The sequence below is a fragment of the Streptomyces sp. NPDC004284 genome (assembly GCF_042874035.1).
GTDB lineage: Bacteria > Actinomycetota > Actinomycetes > Streptomycetales > Streptomycetaceae > Streptomyces.
The window spans coordinates 36,897-53,349 of record NZ_JBIAMJ010000015.1 but is presented as its reverse complement, the minus strand read 5'-3'; the positions used below and the strand labels follow the sequence as shown (position 1 = coordinate 53,349).

Genomic DNA, 16,453 nt, shown 5'->3' with positions numbered 1-16,453 from the left:
CGCTCATAGGTCTAAACCAATTTCCTGGAGGCTCTTGTCACCCGGGCCTCTGGCTGGTGAGCTATGACGCGGGACACATACGCACAGAGGACGCCCTGGGAAAGGGAGATGTCGTGAGCAACGAATCCTTGGCCAACCTGCTCAAGGAAGAGCGGCGGTTCGCGCCGCCCACCGAGCTGGCCGCGGACGCCAATGTGACGGCGGAGGCGTACGAGCAGGCCAAGGCGGACAGGCTGGGCTTCTGGGCCGAGCAGGCCAGGCGTCTCAGCTGGGCCACCGAGCCGACCGAGACCCTCGACTGGTCGAACCCGCCGTTCGCCAAGTGGTTCGCCGACGGCGAGCTGAACGTGGCGTACAACTGCGTCGACCGGCACGTCGAGGCCGGCCACGGCGACCGGGTCGCCATCCACTTCGAGGGCGAGCCCGGCGACAGCCGCGCGATCACCTACGCCGAGCTCAAGGACGAGGTCTCGAAGGCCGCCAACGCCCTGACCGAGCTGGGCGTCCGCAAGGGCGACCGGGTCGCCGTCTACCTGCCGATGATCCCCGAGGCGGCCATCACGATGCTGGCCTGCGCCCGTGTCGGCGCCGCCCACTCGGTGGTCTTCGGCGGCTTCTCGGCCGACGCCGTGGCCTCCCGCATCCAGGACGCCGACGCCAAGCTGGTCGTCACCGCCGACGGCGGCTACCGCCGCGGCAAGCCGAGCGCCCTCAAGCCGGCCATCGACGAGGCCGTCGCCAAGTGCCCGCAGGTCGAGCACGTCCTCGTGGTCCGCCGTACGGGCCAGGACACCGCCTTCACCGAGGGCCGGGACGTCTGGTGGGACGACATCGTCGCCCGCCAGTCCGCCGAGCACACCCCGGAGGCGTTCCCGGCGGAGCACCCGCTCTTCATCCTCTACACCTCGGGCACCACGGGGAAGCCGAAGGGCATCCTGCACACCTCCGGCGGCTACCTCACCCAGGCCGCCTACACGCACCACGCCGTCTTCGACCTCAAGCCGGAGAGCGACGTCTACTGGTGCACGGCCGACATCGGCTGGGTCACCGGGCACTCGTACATCGTCTACGGCCCGCTGGCCAACGGCGCGACGCAGGTCATGTACGAGGGCACCCCGGACACCCCGCACCAGGGCCGGTTCTGGGAGATCGTGCAGAAGTACGGCGTCACGATCCTCTACACGGCGCCCACCGCGATCCGCACGTTCATGAAGTGGGGAGACGACATCCCCGCGAAGTTCGACCTCTCCAGCCTCCGCGTGCTGGGCTCGGTCGGCGAGCCGATCAACCCCGAGGCCTGGATCTGGTACCGGGAGCACATCGGCGCGGGCAAGACCCCGATCGTGGACACCTGGTGGCAGACCGAGACCGGCGCGATGATGATCTCGCCGCTGCCGGGCGTCACCGAGACCAAGCCGGGCTCCGCCCAGCGCCCGCTGCCGGGCATCTCCGCCACCGTCGTGGACGACGAGGCGAACGAGGTCCCGAACGGCGGCGGCGGCTACCTGGTCCTCACCGAGCCGTGGCCGTCGATGCTCCGCACCATCTGGGGCGACGACCAGCGCTACATCGACACGTACTGGTCCCGCTTCGAGGGCAGGTACTTCGCGGGCGACGGCGCCAAGAAGGACGAGGACGGCGACATCTGGCTGCTCGGCCGGGTCGACGACGTCATGCTCGTCTCGGGCCACAACATCTCGACCACCGAGGTCGAGTCGGCCCTCGTCTCGCACCCGGCCGTCGCCGAGGCGGCCGTCGTCGGCGCCGCCGACGAGACGACCGGTCAGGCGATCGTCGCCTTCGTCATCCTGCGGGGCACGGCGAACGAGGACGAGAACCTGGTCACCGACCTGCGCAACCACGTGGGCGCGACGCTCGGCCCGATCGCCAAGCCGAAGCGGATCCTGCCGGTGGCGGAGCTGCCGAAGACCCGCTCGGGCAAGATCATGCGCCGTCTGCTGCGCGACGTCGCGGAGAACCGCGAGCTGGGTGACGTCACCACCCTGACCGACTCCTCGGTCATGTCGCTCATCCAGACCCAGCTGCCGGCCGCCTCCAGCGAGGGCTGATCCCCTTCCCGTACGGAGAAGCGCCCGTCCCGAGCCACCGCTCGGGGCGGGCGCTTTCGCATGCGGGCAAACCGCCCCGTACCCACCTAAAGTGAATTCCGCCGGACACACCCCGGGCTCGTTAGGTAAAGTAAGGATCGCGTCAGGAACGCGACAGAAAGACCTAGGTGCGCCGGGAAGTCTGGTCGGCATGTGCTCAGCCCTGCCTGCCCGACGGAGGTCACCCCCGTGTCCGTGTCTCACGACCGCAAGTTCCTCGGCCGTCTCTCGCTGCCCGAGCGGCGCTACATCGCCGACGCGCTGCGCACCGAGACCGTCGGCGGCGTCCTGCTGCTGCTCGCCGCCGTCGCCGCCCTCATCTGGGCGAACAGCCCGCTCAGCGACAGCTACGAGGCCGTACGGGACTTCCACATAGGCCCGGCCGCCCTCGGCCTCGACCTGTCGATCCAGCACTGGGCCGCGGACGGCCTCCTCGCGATCTTCTTCTTCGTCGCCGGCATCGAGCTCAAGCGCGAGCTGGTCGCGGGCGAGCTGCGCGACCCCAAGGCCGCCATGCTCCCGGTCGTCGCCGCGCTCTGCGGCATGGCGGCCCCCGCCCTCGTCTACACCCTGGTCAACGCCGTCGGCGACGGCTCGACGGCCGGCTGGGCCGTGCCCACCGCGACCGACATCGCCTTCGCGCTCGCCGTCCTCGCCGTCATCGGCACCTCGCTGCCGTCCGCGCTGCGCGCCTTCCTGCTCACGCTCGCCGTCGTCGACGACCTCTTCGCGATCCTGATCATCGCGATCTTCTTCACCAGCGACCTGAACTTCGCCGCGCTGGGCGGCGCCGTCGCCGGACTCGCCGTCTTCTGGCTGCTGCTCCGCAAGGGCGTCCGCGGCTGGTACGTGTACGTGCCGCTGGCCCTGGTCATCTGGGGCCTGATGTACAACAGCGGCGTCCACGCCACCATCGCCGGCGTCGCCATGGGCCTGATGCTCCGCTGCACCACCCGGGAGGGCGAGGAGCACTCCCCCGGCGAGCACATCGAGCACATGGTCCGGCCGCTCTCGGCCGGTCTCGCCGTGCCCCTCTTCGCGCTCTTCTCCGCCGGTGTGAGCGTCTCCGGCGGCGCGATCCACGACGTCTTCACCCAGCCGGTCACCCTCGGTGTGGTCCTCGGTCTCGTCGTCGGCAAGGCGATCGGCATCTTCGGCGGCACCTGGCTCGCCGCCCGCTTCACCCGGGCGGAGCTCAATCCGGACCTGGCCTGGCCGGACGTGTTCGCCGTCGCCACCCTCGCCGGGATCGGCTTCACCGTCTCCCTCCTCATCGGCGAACTCGCCTTCGCCGGAGACCCCGTCCTCACCGACGAGGTGAAGGCCGCCGTCCTGATCGGCTCGCTCATCGCGGCCGTCCTCGCCTCCGTCCTGCTGAAGCTGCGGGTCCGGAAGTACCAGGCCCTCGTCTCCGACGAGGAGCGCGACGAGGACGAGGACGGCATCCCCGACATCTACGAGCAGGACAACCCGGAGTACCACCTGCGGATGGCCGAGATCTACGAGCGGAAGGCGGCGGAGCACCGGGAGCGCGCCCAAGTGGCGGGGGCATCGCGCGACAGGGCCGACCGTCCGGCATGATCTGATTCGGACCGTAGAAGAGGACTCGCACCACAAGAAGAGGACCTCGGACCGCAGAAGAGAAGAGGGAGCAGCGATGAGCGACCCGTTCGACGGAACCGAGCGCAGCCTCGGCCAGCTGGTCGCCTCGGCGACCGCCGAGATGTCCGCGCTGGTGCACGACGAGATCGCCCTGGCCAAGGCCGAACTGCGACAGGACGTCAAGCGCGGCGCGCTCGGCAGCATCATGGGCATCGGCGCCCTCGTGGTGCTGCTGTTCTCGCTGCCGATGCTGAGCTTCGCGCTCGCGTACGCCATCAACACCTGGACCGGCGGGCACAACGGCAACGGGGGCTGGAACCTCGTCTGGTGCTTCCTGCTGTCCTTCGCGTTCAACGTGCTGCTGGCGGCCCTCCTCGGGCTGATCGCCGTCGCCAAGTTCAAGAAGGTCAAGCCGCCGGAGAAGTCCATCGCCTCCGCCAAGCAGACCGCGGCGATCATGGGGAACGTGAAGCCGCACCCCCGTCCGGAGCAGCGTCCCGCGCTGGAGAAGTCCTCCACTGTGGCACGCTCGTCCGTATGACCCTCCCCGAGAGCAGCAGCGGCAACGGCGGGCCCGTACGGCTCGACGGGCCGTGGACCCACCGTGACGTGGCCGCCAACGGCGCCCGCTTCCACATCGCCGAGATGGGCGACGGCCCGCTGGTGCTGCTCCTGCACGGCTTCCCGCAGTTCTGGTGGACCTGGCGCCACCAGCTGCCCGCCCTCGCCGAGGCAGGGTTCCGGGCGGTCGCGATGGACCTGCGCGGAGTGGGCGGCAGCGACCGCACACCGCGGGGTTACGACCCCGCCAACCTGGCGCTCGACATCACCGGGGTCGTCCGCTCCCTGGGCGAGCCGGACGCGGCGCTGGTCGGGCACGACCTGGGCGGCTACCTCGCCTGGACGGCCGCCGTGATGCGGCCGAAGCTGGTGCGCCGGCTCGTGGTCTCCTCGATGCCGCACCCGCGCCGCTGGCGTTCGGCGATGCTCTCCGACTTCGCCCAGTCGCGGGCCGGCTCGCACGTGTGGGGCTTCCAGCGGCCGTGGCTGCCGGAGCGTCAGCTCGTCGCGGACGAAGGGGCGCTCGTGGGCGAGCTGATCCGGGACTGGTCGGGGCCGAGGCCGGTCGACGAGGAGGCCGTCGAGGTGTACCGGCGGGCGATGTGCGTCCCGTCGACGGCGCACTGCTCGATCGAGCCGTACCGCTGGATGGTGCGGTCGCTCGCCCGCCCGGACGGCATCCAGTTCAACCGGCGCATGAAGCGGCCGGTGCGGGTGCCGACGCTCCATCTGCACGGCTCCCTGGACCCGGTGATGCGGACCCGCAGCGCCGCGGGGTCCGGCGAGTACGTGGAGGCCCCGTACCGCTGGCGGCTCTTCGACGGCCTCGGGCACTTCCCGCACGAGGAGGACCCGGTGGCCTTCAGCACGGAGCTCGTCAACTGGCTGAAGGACCCCGAGCCCGACCGCTGAGCCCCCGTCAGGGCCGTGTCGGCGTACAGCCGTCCGTCGAACGGCCATGTGCCCCGCGCATACTCCAATTGGCGGGCCCGGAAGCGGTTACCGACCTCGGCCCCCGGGCAGACGTCGAGGTATGGGCTGGACGCACGACTACGGTGACACGACAGCACGCGAACGCCGCTCGGCCACGGGGCCGGGCTCCCGCGAGCGGGGTGGCCCCCCGGACCAGGGGCACGCGACGCAGGGGGTGGGGATCTCTCGTATCCTGCGCCGCCGGGCCCGCTGGGTCTCGGCCCGGCTCCGACACCCCAGAGACACCGCATAGGCCCCTGTCAGGCCCGGCTCAGAGGGCGCAGCCCTGGGTGTCGACCTGCTGGTCGGCGGTCCGGCCGCGCTCGATGTCCTCGCGGATCTCGTCGGCCGTCAGGGCGTATCCGGTGTTCGCGTCGTCCAGGGAGCGGGCGAAGATCACGCCGTACACCTCGCCGTCCTCGGTGAGGAGCGGGCCGCCGGAGTTGCCCTGGCGGACCGTCGCGTACAGCGAGTAGACGTCCCTGCGCACCTCGTCGCGGTGGTAGATGTCGGGGCCCTTGGCGCTGATGCGGCCCCGCACGCGGGCCGAGCGCACGTCGTACGAGCCGTTCTCCGGGAATCCGGCGACGATCGCGTCGTCGCCGCTGCGGGCGTCCTCGTCGGTGAAGACCAGCGGCGTGGCCCTGAGGTCCGGCACGTCCAGGACGGCGATGTCGCGCTGCCAGTCGTAGAGGACGACCTTGGCGTCGTAGAGCTTGCCCTCGCCGCCTATCTGGACGGTCGGTTCGTCGACGCCCCCGACGACGTGGGCGTTGGTCATGACGCGGCGGTCGGCGAAGACGAAGCCGGTGCCTTCGAGGACCTTGCCGCAGCTCTGCGCGGTGCCGACGACCTTCACGATGGAGCGCTGCGCGCGGGCGGCGACCGGGCTGTCGGCGAGCGCCGGGTCGGGCGGGGTGACCTGGGTGATCGGCTCGTTCGCGAAGGGGCTGAAGACCTGGGGGAAGCCGTTGCGGGCCAGGGTGGAGCTGAAGTCGTCGAACCAGCTGGAGGCCTGATCCGGCATCACCTGCTCCACGCCGAGCAGCACCTTGGAGTTCCGCACCTCCTTGCCCAGGGTGGGCAGTGACGTACGGGCGAGGGCGGAGCCGATGAGCCAGGCCACGAGCAGCATCGCGACGACGTTGACGAGGGCGCCGCCGGTGGCGTCCAGGGCGCGGGCCGGCGACCAGGTGATGTGGCGGCGCAGTTTGTTGCCGAGGTGGGTGGTGAAGGCCTGGCCGACGGAGGCGCAGACGATGACCGCCATGACGAAGACGACGGTGGCCGTGGTCGAGACCTCGCTGTTGTCGGTCAGCTGGTCCCAGAGGATCGGGAGCAGCAGAACGGCCACGAGACCGCCGCCGAGGAAGCCGATCACCGACAGGATGCCGACCACGAATCCCTGGCGGTAACCGATGATCGCGAACCACACGGCGGCGAGCAGCAACAGGATGTCCAGCACGTTCACCGTCAGTAGCCTCGCAGATTCGTTTCCGGTCGCCCGGGGTCGGTCGGCCCGCCCGAGGGCCGGCCCGGGAGCCAGCCTGTCATGAGCGCCAGTCGAGCGGGACCTTCTTGGACCGGTCCCAGGGACGCTCCCAGTCGGCGAAATGGAGCAGCCTGTCGATGACGCCGGCCGTGAAACCCCAGACCAGAGCGGATGCGACGAGGAACGCGGGGCCCTCGTGGCCGAGCGGGTGCACGGCGGTCGCGCGGTTCGCGGGGTCCGTGAGATCCGCCACGGGCACGGTGAAGACGCGGGCGGTCTCCCCGGGGTCGACGACGCCGACCGGGCTGGGCTCGCGCCACCAGCCGAGGACCGGGGTGACGACGAAGCGGCTGACCGGGATGTAGAGCTGGGGCAGCACGCCGAAGAGCTGGACGCCCTGCGGGTCGAGGCCGGTCTCCTCCTGGGCCTCGCGCAGGGCGGCGCGCAGCAGCCCGCCGTCCGCCGGGTCGCCGTCCTCGGGGTCGAGGGCGCCGCCGGGGAAGGAGGGCTGTCCCGCGTGCGAGCGGAGGCTGCCGGAGCGCTCCATGAGGAGCAGCTCGGGTCCGCGCTCGCCCTCGCCGAAGAGGACGAGGACGGCGGACTGGCGGCCGTCGCCGCTCTCGGGCGGCAGGAAGCGGCTCAGCTGCTCGGGCCGGACCGTGCGGGCGGCCCGGTCGACGGGCGCGAGCCAGTCGGGCAGCCCCTCGCGGCTGAGCAGGCCGGCCGTGCCGGGCCCCTGGATGTCTTCGTCAGTGCGCGTCATCGGCACCCCCGTGGTTCACAACGCAATCGGTGGACGGGTTCGTTCCCGGCGGTCCCGGCCGCCGGGCTCCCGGGCGCGTCCCGGGCTCCCTGACCGGGCTCAGGCGCCGCCGCCCAGCGGGGGTGCCGGGCGGCCCGGGAAGCCGGGCGGCGGGTTGAGCCGCTGGCCGGGGAAGCCGCCCATCTCGTACTTGAGCAGCTTCCTCGCCTTCTCGGGGTCGGTCTCGCCCTCTCCGTACGAGGGGCAGAGATGGGTGATCGGGCAGGCGCCGCAGGCGGGCTTGCGGGCGTGGCAGATCCGGCGGCCGTGGAAGATCACCCGGTGCGAGAGCATCGTCCACTCGCTCTTCGGGAAGATCGTGGCGACCTCGGCCTCGATCTTCACCGGGTCGTCGGACTCGGTCCAGCGCCAGCGCCGGGCGAGGCGCATGAAGTGGGTGTCGACGGTGATGCCGGGGACCCCGAAGGCGTTGCCGAGGACGACGAAGGCGGTCTTGCGGCCGACGCCGGGGAGCTTGACGAGGTCCTCCAGGCGGCCGGGGACCTCGCCGCCGAAGTCGTCCCGGAGGGCGGCGGCCAGGCCCATGATCGACTTGGTCTTGGCGCGGAAGAAGCCGGTCGGCCGGATCAGCTCCTCGACCTCCTCGGGCACGGCGGCGGCGAGGTCCTCGGGCGTGGGGTACTTCGCGAAGAGGGCGGGGGTGGTCTGGTTGACCCGCAGGTCGGTGGTCTGGGCGGAGAGCACCGTGGCGACGAGCAGCTCGAAGGGGTTGCGGAAGTCGAGCTCCGGGTGGGCGTACGGGTAGACCTCGGCCAGTTCGCGGTTGATCCGGCGCGCCCGACGGACCATCGCGAGCCGCGACTCGGGCTTGGCGGGCTTCGACGGCTTGGCGGGCTTCGAGGCGGCGACGGGCTTCGAGGGCGCGGCGGCCGCGGAAGACTTCGAGGGCTTGGCGACCGCAGCGGGCTTCGTCGGCTCGGCAGGCTTCGTCGGCTTGCCGGGCTCGGTGGGCTTCGACGGCTCGGCGATCGCGGCGGGCTTCGTCGGCTTCGCGGCTGCGGCGGACTCGGCGATCGCGGCGGGCTTGGTGGGCGTGAGGGAGTCGGTGGGCTCCACCGACCCCGCGGACTTCCGTTTTGCGGCTTTCGCCCGTTTCGACACGCCGCGTTCGCCCACAGCGGAATTACCTTCGGCCGACACTCTTTCAGCCCCCTTGGCCTGCGCTCTCACCGGCGAGTTGGACACCCGGCCAGCCTAGGCGCCGACACCGACATCCGCCCCGGTCGTGGCCGATCGGAGCCCAATCGGGCCCCTGGCGTACGACTGGGCGGCTCGGTACGTCAAACTTGTTGTGATTGATCGCACTGTTTTGTGCGTCCGGCATCATGGGACCCAGGTCCTTTGAGCAGGTCGACAGTAGGAGAGAACTCGTGGACGACGTTCTGCGGCGCGCCCCGCTCTTCGCGGCGCTCGATGACGAGCAGGCTGCCGAGCTGCGCGCCTCGATGAGTGAGGCGACGCTCGCCCGTGGCGACGCGCTCTTCCACGAGGGCGACCCCGGCGACCGCCTGTACGTGGTGACCGAGGGCAAGGTGAAGCTGCACCGCACCTCCCCCGACGGCCGCGAGAACATGCTGGCCGTCCTCGGCCCCGGCGAGCTCATCGGCGAGCTGTCCCTCTTCGACCCGGGCCCGCGCACCGCCACGGCGACCGCGCTGACCGAGGTCAAGCTCCTCGGCCTCGGCCACGGCGACCTCCAGCCCTGGCTGAACGCCCGCCCCGAGGTGGCCACCGCGCTGCTGCGCGCCGTCGCCCGCCGGCTGCGCAAGACCAACGACCAGATGTCCGACCTGGTCTTCTCCGACGTCCCGGGCCGTGTCGCCCGCGCGCTCCTCGACCTGTCGCGCCGCTTCGGCGTGCAGTCGGAGGAGGGCATCCACGTCGTCCACGACCTCACCCAGGAGGAGCTGGCCCAGCTGGTCGGCGCCTCCCGCGAGACGGTCAACAAGGCGCTCGCCGACTTCGCCCAGCGCGGCTGGCTGCGCCTCGAGGCCCGCGCCGTGATCCTGCTGGACGTGGAGCGCCTCGCGAAGCGCTCGCGCTAGAACCCAGGCATACGCGGAAGGCCGCCCCGGTCGTCGGACCGGGGCGGCCTTCCGCGTACGTGCGGGGGTCAGCGCTTCGAACCGTCCACGATCACCGGGGCGGAGCCGCCGCTCCCGCAGGGCACCGCGTAGACCGGGTTCTTCCCCGCGGCCTCCCTGTACGCGTCGATGCACTGGTTCATCAGGACCTTGTCCGTCAGCGAGTCGTTGAGGATCTTGTTGGCGCGGGCGATGCCCTCCGCCTCGATGCGACGCCGGTCGGCCTCGGCCTTCGCCGTACGGGAGGCCTCCAGGGCCCGCTCGGTGGCCTGCTGCTGCTGGATCTTGCGGTCGATCTGGGCCTGGAGGGAGTCCGAGGGCTTCACGTTGCGCAGGTTGACCATGGTCACGTCGATGCCGCGCGGGGCCAGGCGCTCCTTGATGAGGCGGCCGATCTCGGCGTTGATCCCCTCGCGGTCGGAGGCGTAGCCCTGCTCGCTCGTGTAGTGGGCGAAGACGTTACGGACGATCTCGCGGCTGTCGGGGTAGACGAGCCGCTGCTGGATGGCGTCCTCGCTGCCCGCGAGCTTGTACAGCTCGACGGCCTTGGCCTGGTCGACGGACCACTTCACCGTCACCTCGGCGTACATGACGCCGCCCTGCGAGGAGCGGACCTCGACCACGTCCTTGTCGGAGAGGTTGAGGTCGACCGGGCGGGTGGAGAAGGTCGTGACGTCCGTGAACGGCGACTTCATGTGCATGCCCGAGGCCATCGGCGTACCCACCTTGCCGAAGGCGACCGGCACACCGACCTCGTACGCGCTGATCACGTACGTCATGCTCACGATCAGCGAGAAGGCGCCGGCCAGGACCGCGCCCAGGGCGCCGAACTTCAGCCCCGTGGAATCGTTGGCGCGGCCGACGAAGAAGAGCACCACTGCGGCTATGACCAGCAGGATGGCGATGACGAACACGGGCATTCCCCCCGAAGCTACGGCCAGAAGTAAGCGGAGCGTAAAACATTGGTCAGGAACGCCCAAGGGCCGGGGCCCCCTCGGGACAGGATCGTGACGACCCGCGGACCGGGGTCGGACAGGCCCTAGACCAGACCGCGCCCCCGCAGGTACTCCAGCTGCGCCCGTACGGACAGCTCGGCCGCCGGCCACAGCGAGCGGTCCACGTCCGCGTACACATGGGCGACGACCTCCGCCGCCGTGCGGTGCCCGGCCGCGACCGCCGTCTCGACCTGCGCCAGCCGGCTCGCCCGGTGCGCGAGGTAGAACTCCACGGCACCCTGGGCGTCCTCCAGGACCGGCCCGTGCCCCGGCAGGACCGTGTGCACCCCGTCGTCGACGGTCAGCGAACGCAGCCGCCGCAGCGAGTCCAGGTAGTCGCCGAGCCGCCCGTCCGGGTGCGCGACCATCGTCGTCCCGCGCCCCAGGATCGTGTCGCCCGTCAGCACCGCCCGGTCGGCCGGCAGGTGGAAGGAGAGCGAGTCCGAGGTGTGCCCGGGCGTAGGGACGACCCGCAGCTCCAGGCCGCCGACCGTCACCACGTCCCCCGCGCCGAGGCCCTCGTCACCGAGGCGCAGCGCCGGGTCGAGGGCCCGCACGGCCGTCCCGGTCAGCTCCGCGAAACGGCCCGCGCCCTCCGCGTGGTCCGGGTGGCCGTGGGTCAGCAGGGTCAGCGCGACCCGCTTGCCGAGCTTCTCGGCGGTGTCGATCACATGGCGCAGATGGTCCTCGTCGAGCGGGCCCGGGTCGACGACGACCGCGAGGCCGGAGCCCGGCTCGGAGAGCAGCCAGGTGTTGGTGCCGTCGAGGGTCATCGCGGACGGGTTCGGCGCCAGGACGTTCACGGCACGCTCGGTCGCGGGCCCGGAGACCACGAGCCCGCGCGGCTGCCCGGGCAGAGCGGCGGCGTCACTCATCGCGCACCCCCGGTGGCTCCGGCGGCCCCTGCATCTCCGGCGGCCCTCGCGCCTCCGGCCTCCCCGGCGTCCCCTGCGGGGATGACCTTGGTGAACTCCTCGTGTCCCGGCCAGCTCAGGACCAGTTCGTCGCCCTCCAGGCGCGCCTGCGCGAGGACGGGGGCCATGTCCTGGCCCTCCGCCGCCGCCAGCGCCTCGGCGGCCGTCCCGTACGGCTCCAGGGTGCGCAGGGTGGAGATCGTCGGCGGCATCATCGTCAGCTCGCCCCGGTCGTAGCCGGCCGCGGCCTCCGTCGGTCGTATCCAGACCGTGCGGTCCGCCTCCCCGGAGACGTCCCGGGTGCGCTGTCCGGCCGGGAGCGCGGCCACGAAGAACCAGGTGTCGTACCGGCGCTGCTCGAACTCGGGGGTGATCCAGCGGGCCCACGCGCCGAGGAGGTCCGAGCGCAGGACGAGCCCGCGCCGGTCCAGGAAGTCGGCGAAGGACAGCTCCCGGGCGACGAGCGCCTCGCGGTCCCGCTCCCACTCCTCGCCGGTCGTGTCGCCGACGACGCCGTCCTCGGCCTCCCCGGCGAGCAGCACGCCCGCCTCCTCGAACGTCTCGCGCACGGCGGCGCAGACCACGGCCTGCGCCTGCGCCGGGTCGTCGAGGCCGAGCCGGGCCGCCCACGCCTCCAGGGACGGGCCCGCCCAGCGCACCGGCTGCTCGTCGCGCGGGTCGACGCCGCCGCCGGGGTAGGCGTACGCGCCGCCCGCGAAGGCCATCGAGGTGCGGCGGCGCAGCATGTGGACGTCGGGCCCCGCGGCCCCGTCCCGCAGGAGCAGGACGGTGGCGGCGCGCCGGGGCGTCACCGGGGTGAGCTCACCTGCGGCGAGGGCGCGGATGCGGGCGGGCCACTCCGGCGGGTACCACTGACCATTCGACTGCTTCGACCGACCATTCGACATGGCCGGATGCTATGCGCAAGCATCGGAATGCACGAGAGCCGGTTTCCCGGGCTGTGGAAAACCGGCTCTCCGCGTCTCTTCGGAAGGTCAGGCCTCGACGAGCTCGACCTGGACCTCTACCTCGACCGGCGCGTCGAGCGGCAGCACGGCCACGCCGACGGCGCTGCGGGCGTGCACGCCCTTCTCGCCGAGGATCTCGCCGAGCAGCTCGCTGGCGCCGTTGACGACGGCCGGCTGGCCGGTGAAGTCGGCGGCGGAGGCGACGAAGCCGACGACCTTCACGACGCGCTTGATGCGGTCGAGGTCACCGGCGACCGACTTCACGGCCGCGAGCGCGTTGAGCGCGCAGGTGGCGGCGAGCTCCTTGGCCTCCTCCGGCGTGACCTCGGCGCCGACCTTGCCGGTCACCGGAAGCTTGCCCGCCACCATCGGGAGCTGGCCCGAGGTGTAGACGTACACGCCGGACTGCACGGCCGGCTGGTAGGAGGCGATCGGCGGCACGACCTCGGGCAGGGTCAGGCCGAGCTCGGCGATCCGCGCCTCGACGGCCCCGCTCACGACTTGGCCCGCTTCAGGTAGGCCACGAGCTGCTCGGGGTTGTTCGGCCCGGGCACGACCTGGACGAGCTCCCAGCCGTCCTCGCCCCAGGTGTCCAGAATCTGCTTGGTCGCGTGCACCAGAAGCGGCACCGTGACGTACTCCCACTTGGTCATGGGGCCGACTGTATCCGCTGCCGCGGGGCTGTCCGCCGAGGCGGGCCCTCCGAGGCGGCCCCCCACCGCTCCCCGCGGCTCCTTCTCGGCTCCCCCGAGGCTCCCCCTAGGTGGCTTGTCCGGGGCGGCCTGCTGATTGCGCGCGGCCGCCAGTGGTTAGGCTCGACAACGTGAGCAGGCTCCAGGTCGTCAGCGGCAAGGGTGGTACCGGTAAGACGACGGTCGCCGCCGCCCTCGCCCTCGCCCTCGCGACGGAGGGGAAGCGGACCCTCCTCGTCGAGGTCGAAGGCAGGCAGGGCATCGCACAGGTCTTCGAGACGGAAGCCCTTCCGTACGAGGAGCGCAAGATCGCCGTCGCGCCGGGCGGCGGTGAGGTGTTCGCGCTGGCGATCGACGCCGAGCGCGCGCTCCTCGACTACCTCCAGATGTTCTACAAACTGGGCGGGGCGGGGCGGGCCCTGAAGAAGCTCGGCGCGATCGACTTCGCGACGACGATAGCGCCGGGCGTCCGGGACGTGCTGCTGACCGGCAAGGCGTGCGAGGCGGTCCGGCGGCGGGAGAAGGACGGCCGCCCCACCTATGACCACGTGGTCATGGACGCGCCGCCCACCGGCCGCATCACCCGCTTCCTCAACGTGAACGACGAGGTCGCTGGCCTGGCCAGGATCGGCCCGATACACAACCAGGCGCAGGCCGTCATGCGGGTCCTCAAGTCCCCGGAGACGGCGGTGCATCTGGTGACCCTCCTGGAGGAGATGCCGGTCCAGGAGACCGCGGACGGCATCGCGGAGCTGAGGGCCGCCGAACTGCCGGTGGGCAGGGTCGTGGTGAACATGGTCCGCCCGCACGTGCTCGACGAGGCGGCGGTACGGGCCGCCTCCGGCGACCACCGGGACGCGATCGCGCGGACCCTGGCCTCCGTCGGCGTCACGGGCGGCACGGCCCTCGTCGAGCCGCTCCTCGACCAGGCGGCCGAGCACGCGCGGCGGGTGGAGCTGGAGCGGGCGCAGCGCGCGGTCCTGGACGGCGTCGGCGTCCCCTCGTACGAGCTCCCCTTCCTCGGGGACGGGGCGGACATCGCCGGGCTCTACCGGCTGGCGAAGGAACTGCGGAAGCAAGGGGTGGGCGCGTGACGGAGAAAGCGGGCGCCGTGGCGGCCGGCGCCGGGGCGGGTCCGGGGCTCGACCATGCCCCCGTTCTGGAGCTCGACCCGATTCTCGACGACCGGGGCACCCGGATCATCGTCTGCTGTGGCGCGGGTGGGGTCGGGAAGACGACCACGGCGGCGGCGCTCGGGGTGCGGGCGGCGGAGCGGGGCCGGCGGGTCGTGGTGCTCACCATCGACCCGGCGCGCCGGCTCGCCCAGTCCATGGGGATCGACTCCCTCGACAACACGCCCCGCAAGGTCGACGGCATCAAGGGCTCCGACGGCGGTGAACTGCACGCCATGATGCTGGACATGAAGCGGACCTTCGACGAGATCGTCGAGGCGCACGCGGATCCCGAGCGGGCGCGGGCGATCCTGGAGAACCCCTTCTACCAGTCCCTGTCGGCCGGATTCGCCGGTACGCAGGAGTACATGGCGATGGAGAAGCTGGGCCAGCTCCGGGCCCGCGACGAGTGGGACCTGATCGTCGTCGACACCCCGCCGTCCCGGTCGGCCCTGGACTTCCTGGACGCGCCGAAGCGGCTCGGGTCCTTCCTCGACGGGAAGTTCATCAAGCTGCTGATGGCCCCGGCGAAGGTGGGCGGCCGGGCCGGGATGAAGTTCCTCAACGTCGGCATGTCGATGATGACGGGGACCCTGGGGAAGCTGCTCGGGGGTCAGTTCCTCAAGGACGTACAGACGTTCGTGGCGGCGATGGACACGATGTTCGGCGGATTCCGGACCCGCGCGGACGCCACGTACAAGCTGCTCCAGGCCCCGGGCACGGCCTTCCTCGTGGTCGCCACGCCGGAGCGGGACGCGCTGCGCGAGGCCGCGTACTTCGTGGAGCGGCTGGCCGCGGAGGAGATGCCGCTGGCGGGTCTCGTCCTCAACCGCGTCCACGGCAGTGGTGCCGCCCGGCTGTCGGCCGAGCGGGCGCGGGCCGCCGCGGAAAATCTTGACGAGGGACGCATTGTCGATCAGGGGGGCGGGAAGGCTGGACTGGGTGGCTCCCCGGCCACCGCACACGAGCCCGAGCCCGAGCCCGAGCCGAATGATCTCGCCACCGCCGCCGCAGAATCCGTACCCGAGGCTGCCCCCACAGCCGAACCGGCACAGGAAACAGAAGCATCAAACACGGACATCGCCGTGGACGTACGTCAGCTCACCGCGGGACTTCTGCGCCTGCATGCCGAGCGCATGCGGGTGCTCGCGCGTGAGCAGCGCACGCGCGACCGCTTCACCGCGCTCCACCCCGAGGTGGCGGTGGCCGAAGTGGCGGCCCTGCCCGGCGATGTGCACGACCTCGCCGGGCTGCGGGCCATCGGTGACCGGCTCATGGCGGGGCAGACGCCCTCGGCCTGAGCCGTCTCGCGTACGAGTACCCGTATCCGTACTCGTACCCGTGCTCCGTACGGATCGAAGGTGCGGATCGAAAGTACGGATCGAGGGGACAGGTCGGGACTAGCCGACCGCGGCGTACGCCTCGTACGTCGCGTCGTCCTCGATCGCCACGGGCAGCAGGCCCGCTCCCCGCTCGTACTCCGTCCGCGCGGTCTCCAGGAGCCGGCGCCACGAGGTGACGGTCGGCCTCCGGCGCAGCAGGGCGCGGCGCTCGCGCTCCGTCATGCCGCCCCACACGCCGAACTCCACGCGGTTGTCGAGGGCGTCGGCGAGGCACTCGGTCCGCACCGGACATCCGGTGCACACCGCCTTCGCCCTGTTCTGCGCCGCTCCCTGCACGAAAAGTTCATCCGGATCGGTAGTGCGGCAGGCCGCCTGCGCACTCCAGTCAGCTACCCAGCCCATACCGGCGCCGTCCTCTCCCGAATCGAGGCTCCCCCACGGCGGTAGCGGCATATTCACCGCTGCCAGTTGGGACGTTACGGAAGGTGGGCACAGCGCAACACCCCCTTCGGGCCCAATCTTGAATGGTCCGAACGGACTATGCGTGCGCGCCAGATCACCCAGAGGAGTGATCGAAAGGCATGCGTGACATAGCGGACATATCTCGCGGACATGCCCTTATTTGATGGGGCCACTTCGGGCACCATGTGACGCATGAGCCGGAATCGGACACGAGATTCCCGTGTTTCGGGGTCACGGGAATTCATACCGATGTCACGCACAGGTC

17 protein-coding genes are annotated in these 16,453 nt (G+C 71.4%); 8 read left to right on the top strand and 9 right to left on the bottom strand.

All coding sequences use genetic code 11. The features are described from left to right. The first annotated feature begins 113 nt into the window (after positions 1–113). The 5 genes from acs (at position 114) to ACFYUS_RS29990 (ending at position 5,496) form a co-directional block, all read left to right on the top strand. The gene (gene acs / locus ACFYUS_RS30010) at positions 114–2,069 is read left to right on the top strand and encodes an acetate--CoA ligase (RefSeq protein ID WP_388858863.1); all 1,956 of its coding nucleotides are present in this window, start codon (positions 114–116) and stop codon (positions 2,067–2,069) included. A gap of 228 nt (positions 2,070–2,297) precedes the next feature. Further along, on the top strand, positions 2,298–3,689 hold the full coding sequence (nhaA, locus tag ACFYUS_RS30005; RefSeq protein ID WP_388858860.1) for a Na+/H+ antiporter NhaA: 1,392 nt from the start codon (positions 2,298–2,300) through the stop codon (positions 3,687–3,689). A gap of 76 nt (positions 3,690–3,765) precedes the next feature. Further along, positions 3,766–4,251, top strand: coding sequence for a phage holin family protein (locus ACFYUS_RS30000; RefSeq protein ID WP_388858857.1), 486 nt, complete (start codon positions 3,766–3,768; stop codon positions 4,249–4,251). Next, the gene (locus ACFYUS_RS29995; RefSeq protein WP_388858854.1) at positions 4,248–5,183 is read left to right on the top strand and encodes an alpha/beta fold hydrolase; all 936 of its coding nucleotides are present in this window, start codon (positions 4,248–4,250) and stop codon (positions 5,181–5,183) included. Before ACFYUS_RS30000 ends, ACFYUS_RS29995 begins: the two co-directional genes overlap by 4 nt. 121 nt (positions 5,184–5,304) lie before the next feature. Further along, a complete protein-coding gene (locus ACFYUS_RS29990; RefSeq protein WP_388858851.1) occupies positions 5,305–5,496 on the top strand; it encodes a hypothetical protein in 192 nt (63 codons plus the stop codon). An 18-nt stretch (positions 5,497–5,514) separates the two neighbouring features. Here ACFYUS_RS29990 and ACFYUS_RS29985 read toward each other — a convergent pair whose 3' ends face one another. The 3 genes from ACFYUS_RS29985 to nth form a co-directional block, all read right to left on the bottom strand. Next, positions 5,515–6,714 (bottom strand): MarP family serine protease, encoded by a 1,200-nt coding sequence (locus ACFYUS_RS29985; RefSeq protein WP_388858848.1) that lies wholly within the window; start codon positions 6,712–6,714, stop codon positions 5,515–5,517. A 79-nt stretch (positions 6,715–6,793) separates the two neighbouring features. After that, positions 6,794–7,498, bottom strand: a complete 705-nt coding sequence (locus ACFYUS_RS29980) for an NUDIX hydrolase (protein ID WP_388858845.1) — start codon at positions 7,496–7,498, stop codon at positions 6,794–6,796. A 99-nt stretch (positions 7,499–7,597) separates the two neighbouring features. After that, complete coding sequence (gene nth, locus ACFYUS_RS29975) at positions 7,598–8,614, bottom strand: endonuclease III (RefSeq protein WP_388858842.1); 1,017 nt, start codon at positions 8,612–8,614, stop codon at positions 7,598–7,600. Between the two features lie 314 nt (positions 8,615–8,928). Here nth and ACFYUS_RS29970 point away from each other — a divergent pair, with 314 nt between their 5' ends. Then, the gene (locus ACFYUS_RS29970; protein ID WP_015034542.1) at positions 8,929–9,603 is read left to right on the top strand and encodes a Crp/Fnr family transcriptional regulator; all 675 of its coding nucleotides are present in this window, start codon (positions 8,929–8,931) and stop codon (positions 9,601–9,603) included. Positions 9,604–9,671: 68 nt separating this feature from the next. Here ACFYUS_RS29970 and ACFYUS_RS29965 read toward each other — a convergent pair whose 3' ends face one another. The 5 genes from ACFYUS_RS29965 to ACFYUS_RS29945 form a co-directional block, all read right to left on the bottom strand. Then, positions 9,672–10,556: a prohibitin family protein gene (locus ACFYUS_RS29965; RefSeq protein WP_388859254.1), complete on the bottom strand. Its 885-nt coding sequence runs from the start codon at positions 10,554–10,556 to the stop codon at positions 9,672–9,674. A 125-nt stretch (positions 10,557–10,681) separates the two neighbouring features. Next, positions 10,682–11,512 carry an MBL fold metallo-hydrolase gene (locus tag ACFYUS_RS29960; protein WP_388858839.1) on the bottom strand — a complete coding sequence of 277 codons (831 nt, stop codon included), beginning with the start codon at positions 11,510–11,512 and terminating at the stop codon, positions 10,682–10,684. Then, entirely contained in the window at positions 11,509–12,459 is a 951-nt protein-coding gene (locus ACFYUS_RS29955) for an NUDIX hydrolase (protein ID WP_388858836.1), read from the bottom strand. The genes ACFYUS_RS29960 and ACFYUS_RS29955 overlap by 4 nt, the downstream gene beginning before the upstream one ends. A gap of 87 nt (positions 12,460–12,546) precedes the next feature. Beyond that, complete coding sequence (locus ACFYUS_RS29950) at positions 12,547–13,017, bottom strand: RidA family protein (RefSeq protein WP_388858833.1); 471 nt, start codon at positions 13,015–13,017, stop codon at positions 12,547–12,549. Beyond that, entirely contained in the window at positions 13,014–13,172 is a 159-nt protein-coding gene (locus ACFYUS_RS29945) for a DUF4177 domain-containing protein (RefSeq protein ID WP_015034547.1), read from the bottom strand. The genes ACFYUS_RS29950 and ACFYUS_RS29945 overlap by 4 nt, the downstream gene beginning before the upstream one ends. Before the next feature lie 170 nt (positions 13,173–13,342). Here ACFYUS_RS29945 and ACFYUS_RS29940 point away from each other — a divergent pair, with 170 nt between their 5' ends. Both ACFYUS_RS29940 and ACFYUS_RS29935 read left to right on the top strand, forming a co-directional pair. Next, positions 13,343–14,305 carry an ArsA family ATPase gene (locus ACFYUS_RS29940; RefSeq protein ID WP_388858830.1) on the top strand — a complete coding sequence of 321 codons (963 nt, stop codon included), beginning with the start codon at positions 13,343–13,345 and terminating at the stop codon, positions 14,303–14,305. Then, positions 14,302–15,684 carry an ArsA family ATPase gene (locus ACFYUS_RS29935; RefSeq protein ID WP_388858827.1) on the top strand — a complete coding sequence of 461 codons (1,383 nt, stop codon included), beginning with the start codon at positions 14,302–14,304 and terminating at the stop codon, positions 15,682–15,684. The genes ACFYUS_RS29940 and ACFYUS_RS29935 overlap by 4 nt, the downstream gene beginning before the upstream one ends. Positions 15,685–15,783: 99 nt before the next feature. Here ACFYUS_RS29935 and ACFYUS_RS29930 read toward each other — a convergent pair whose 3' ends face one another. Next, complete coding sequence (locus ACFYUS_RS29930; protein WP_015034550.1) at positions 15,784–16,128, bottom strand: WhiB family transcriptional regulator; 345 nt, start codon at positions 16,126–16,128, stop codon at positions 15,784–15,786. Between the last annotated feature and the right edge of the window lie 325 nt (positions 16,129–16,453).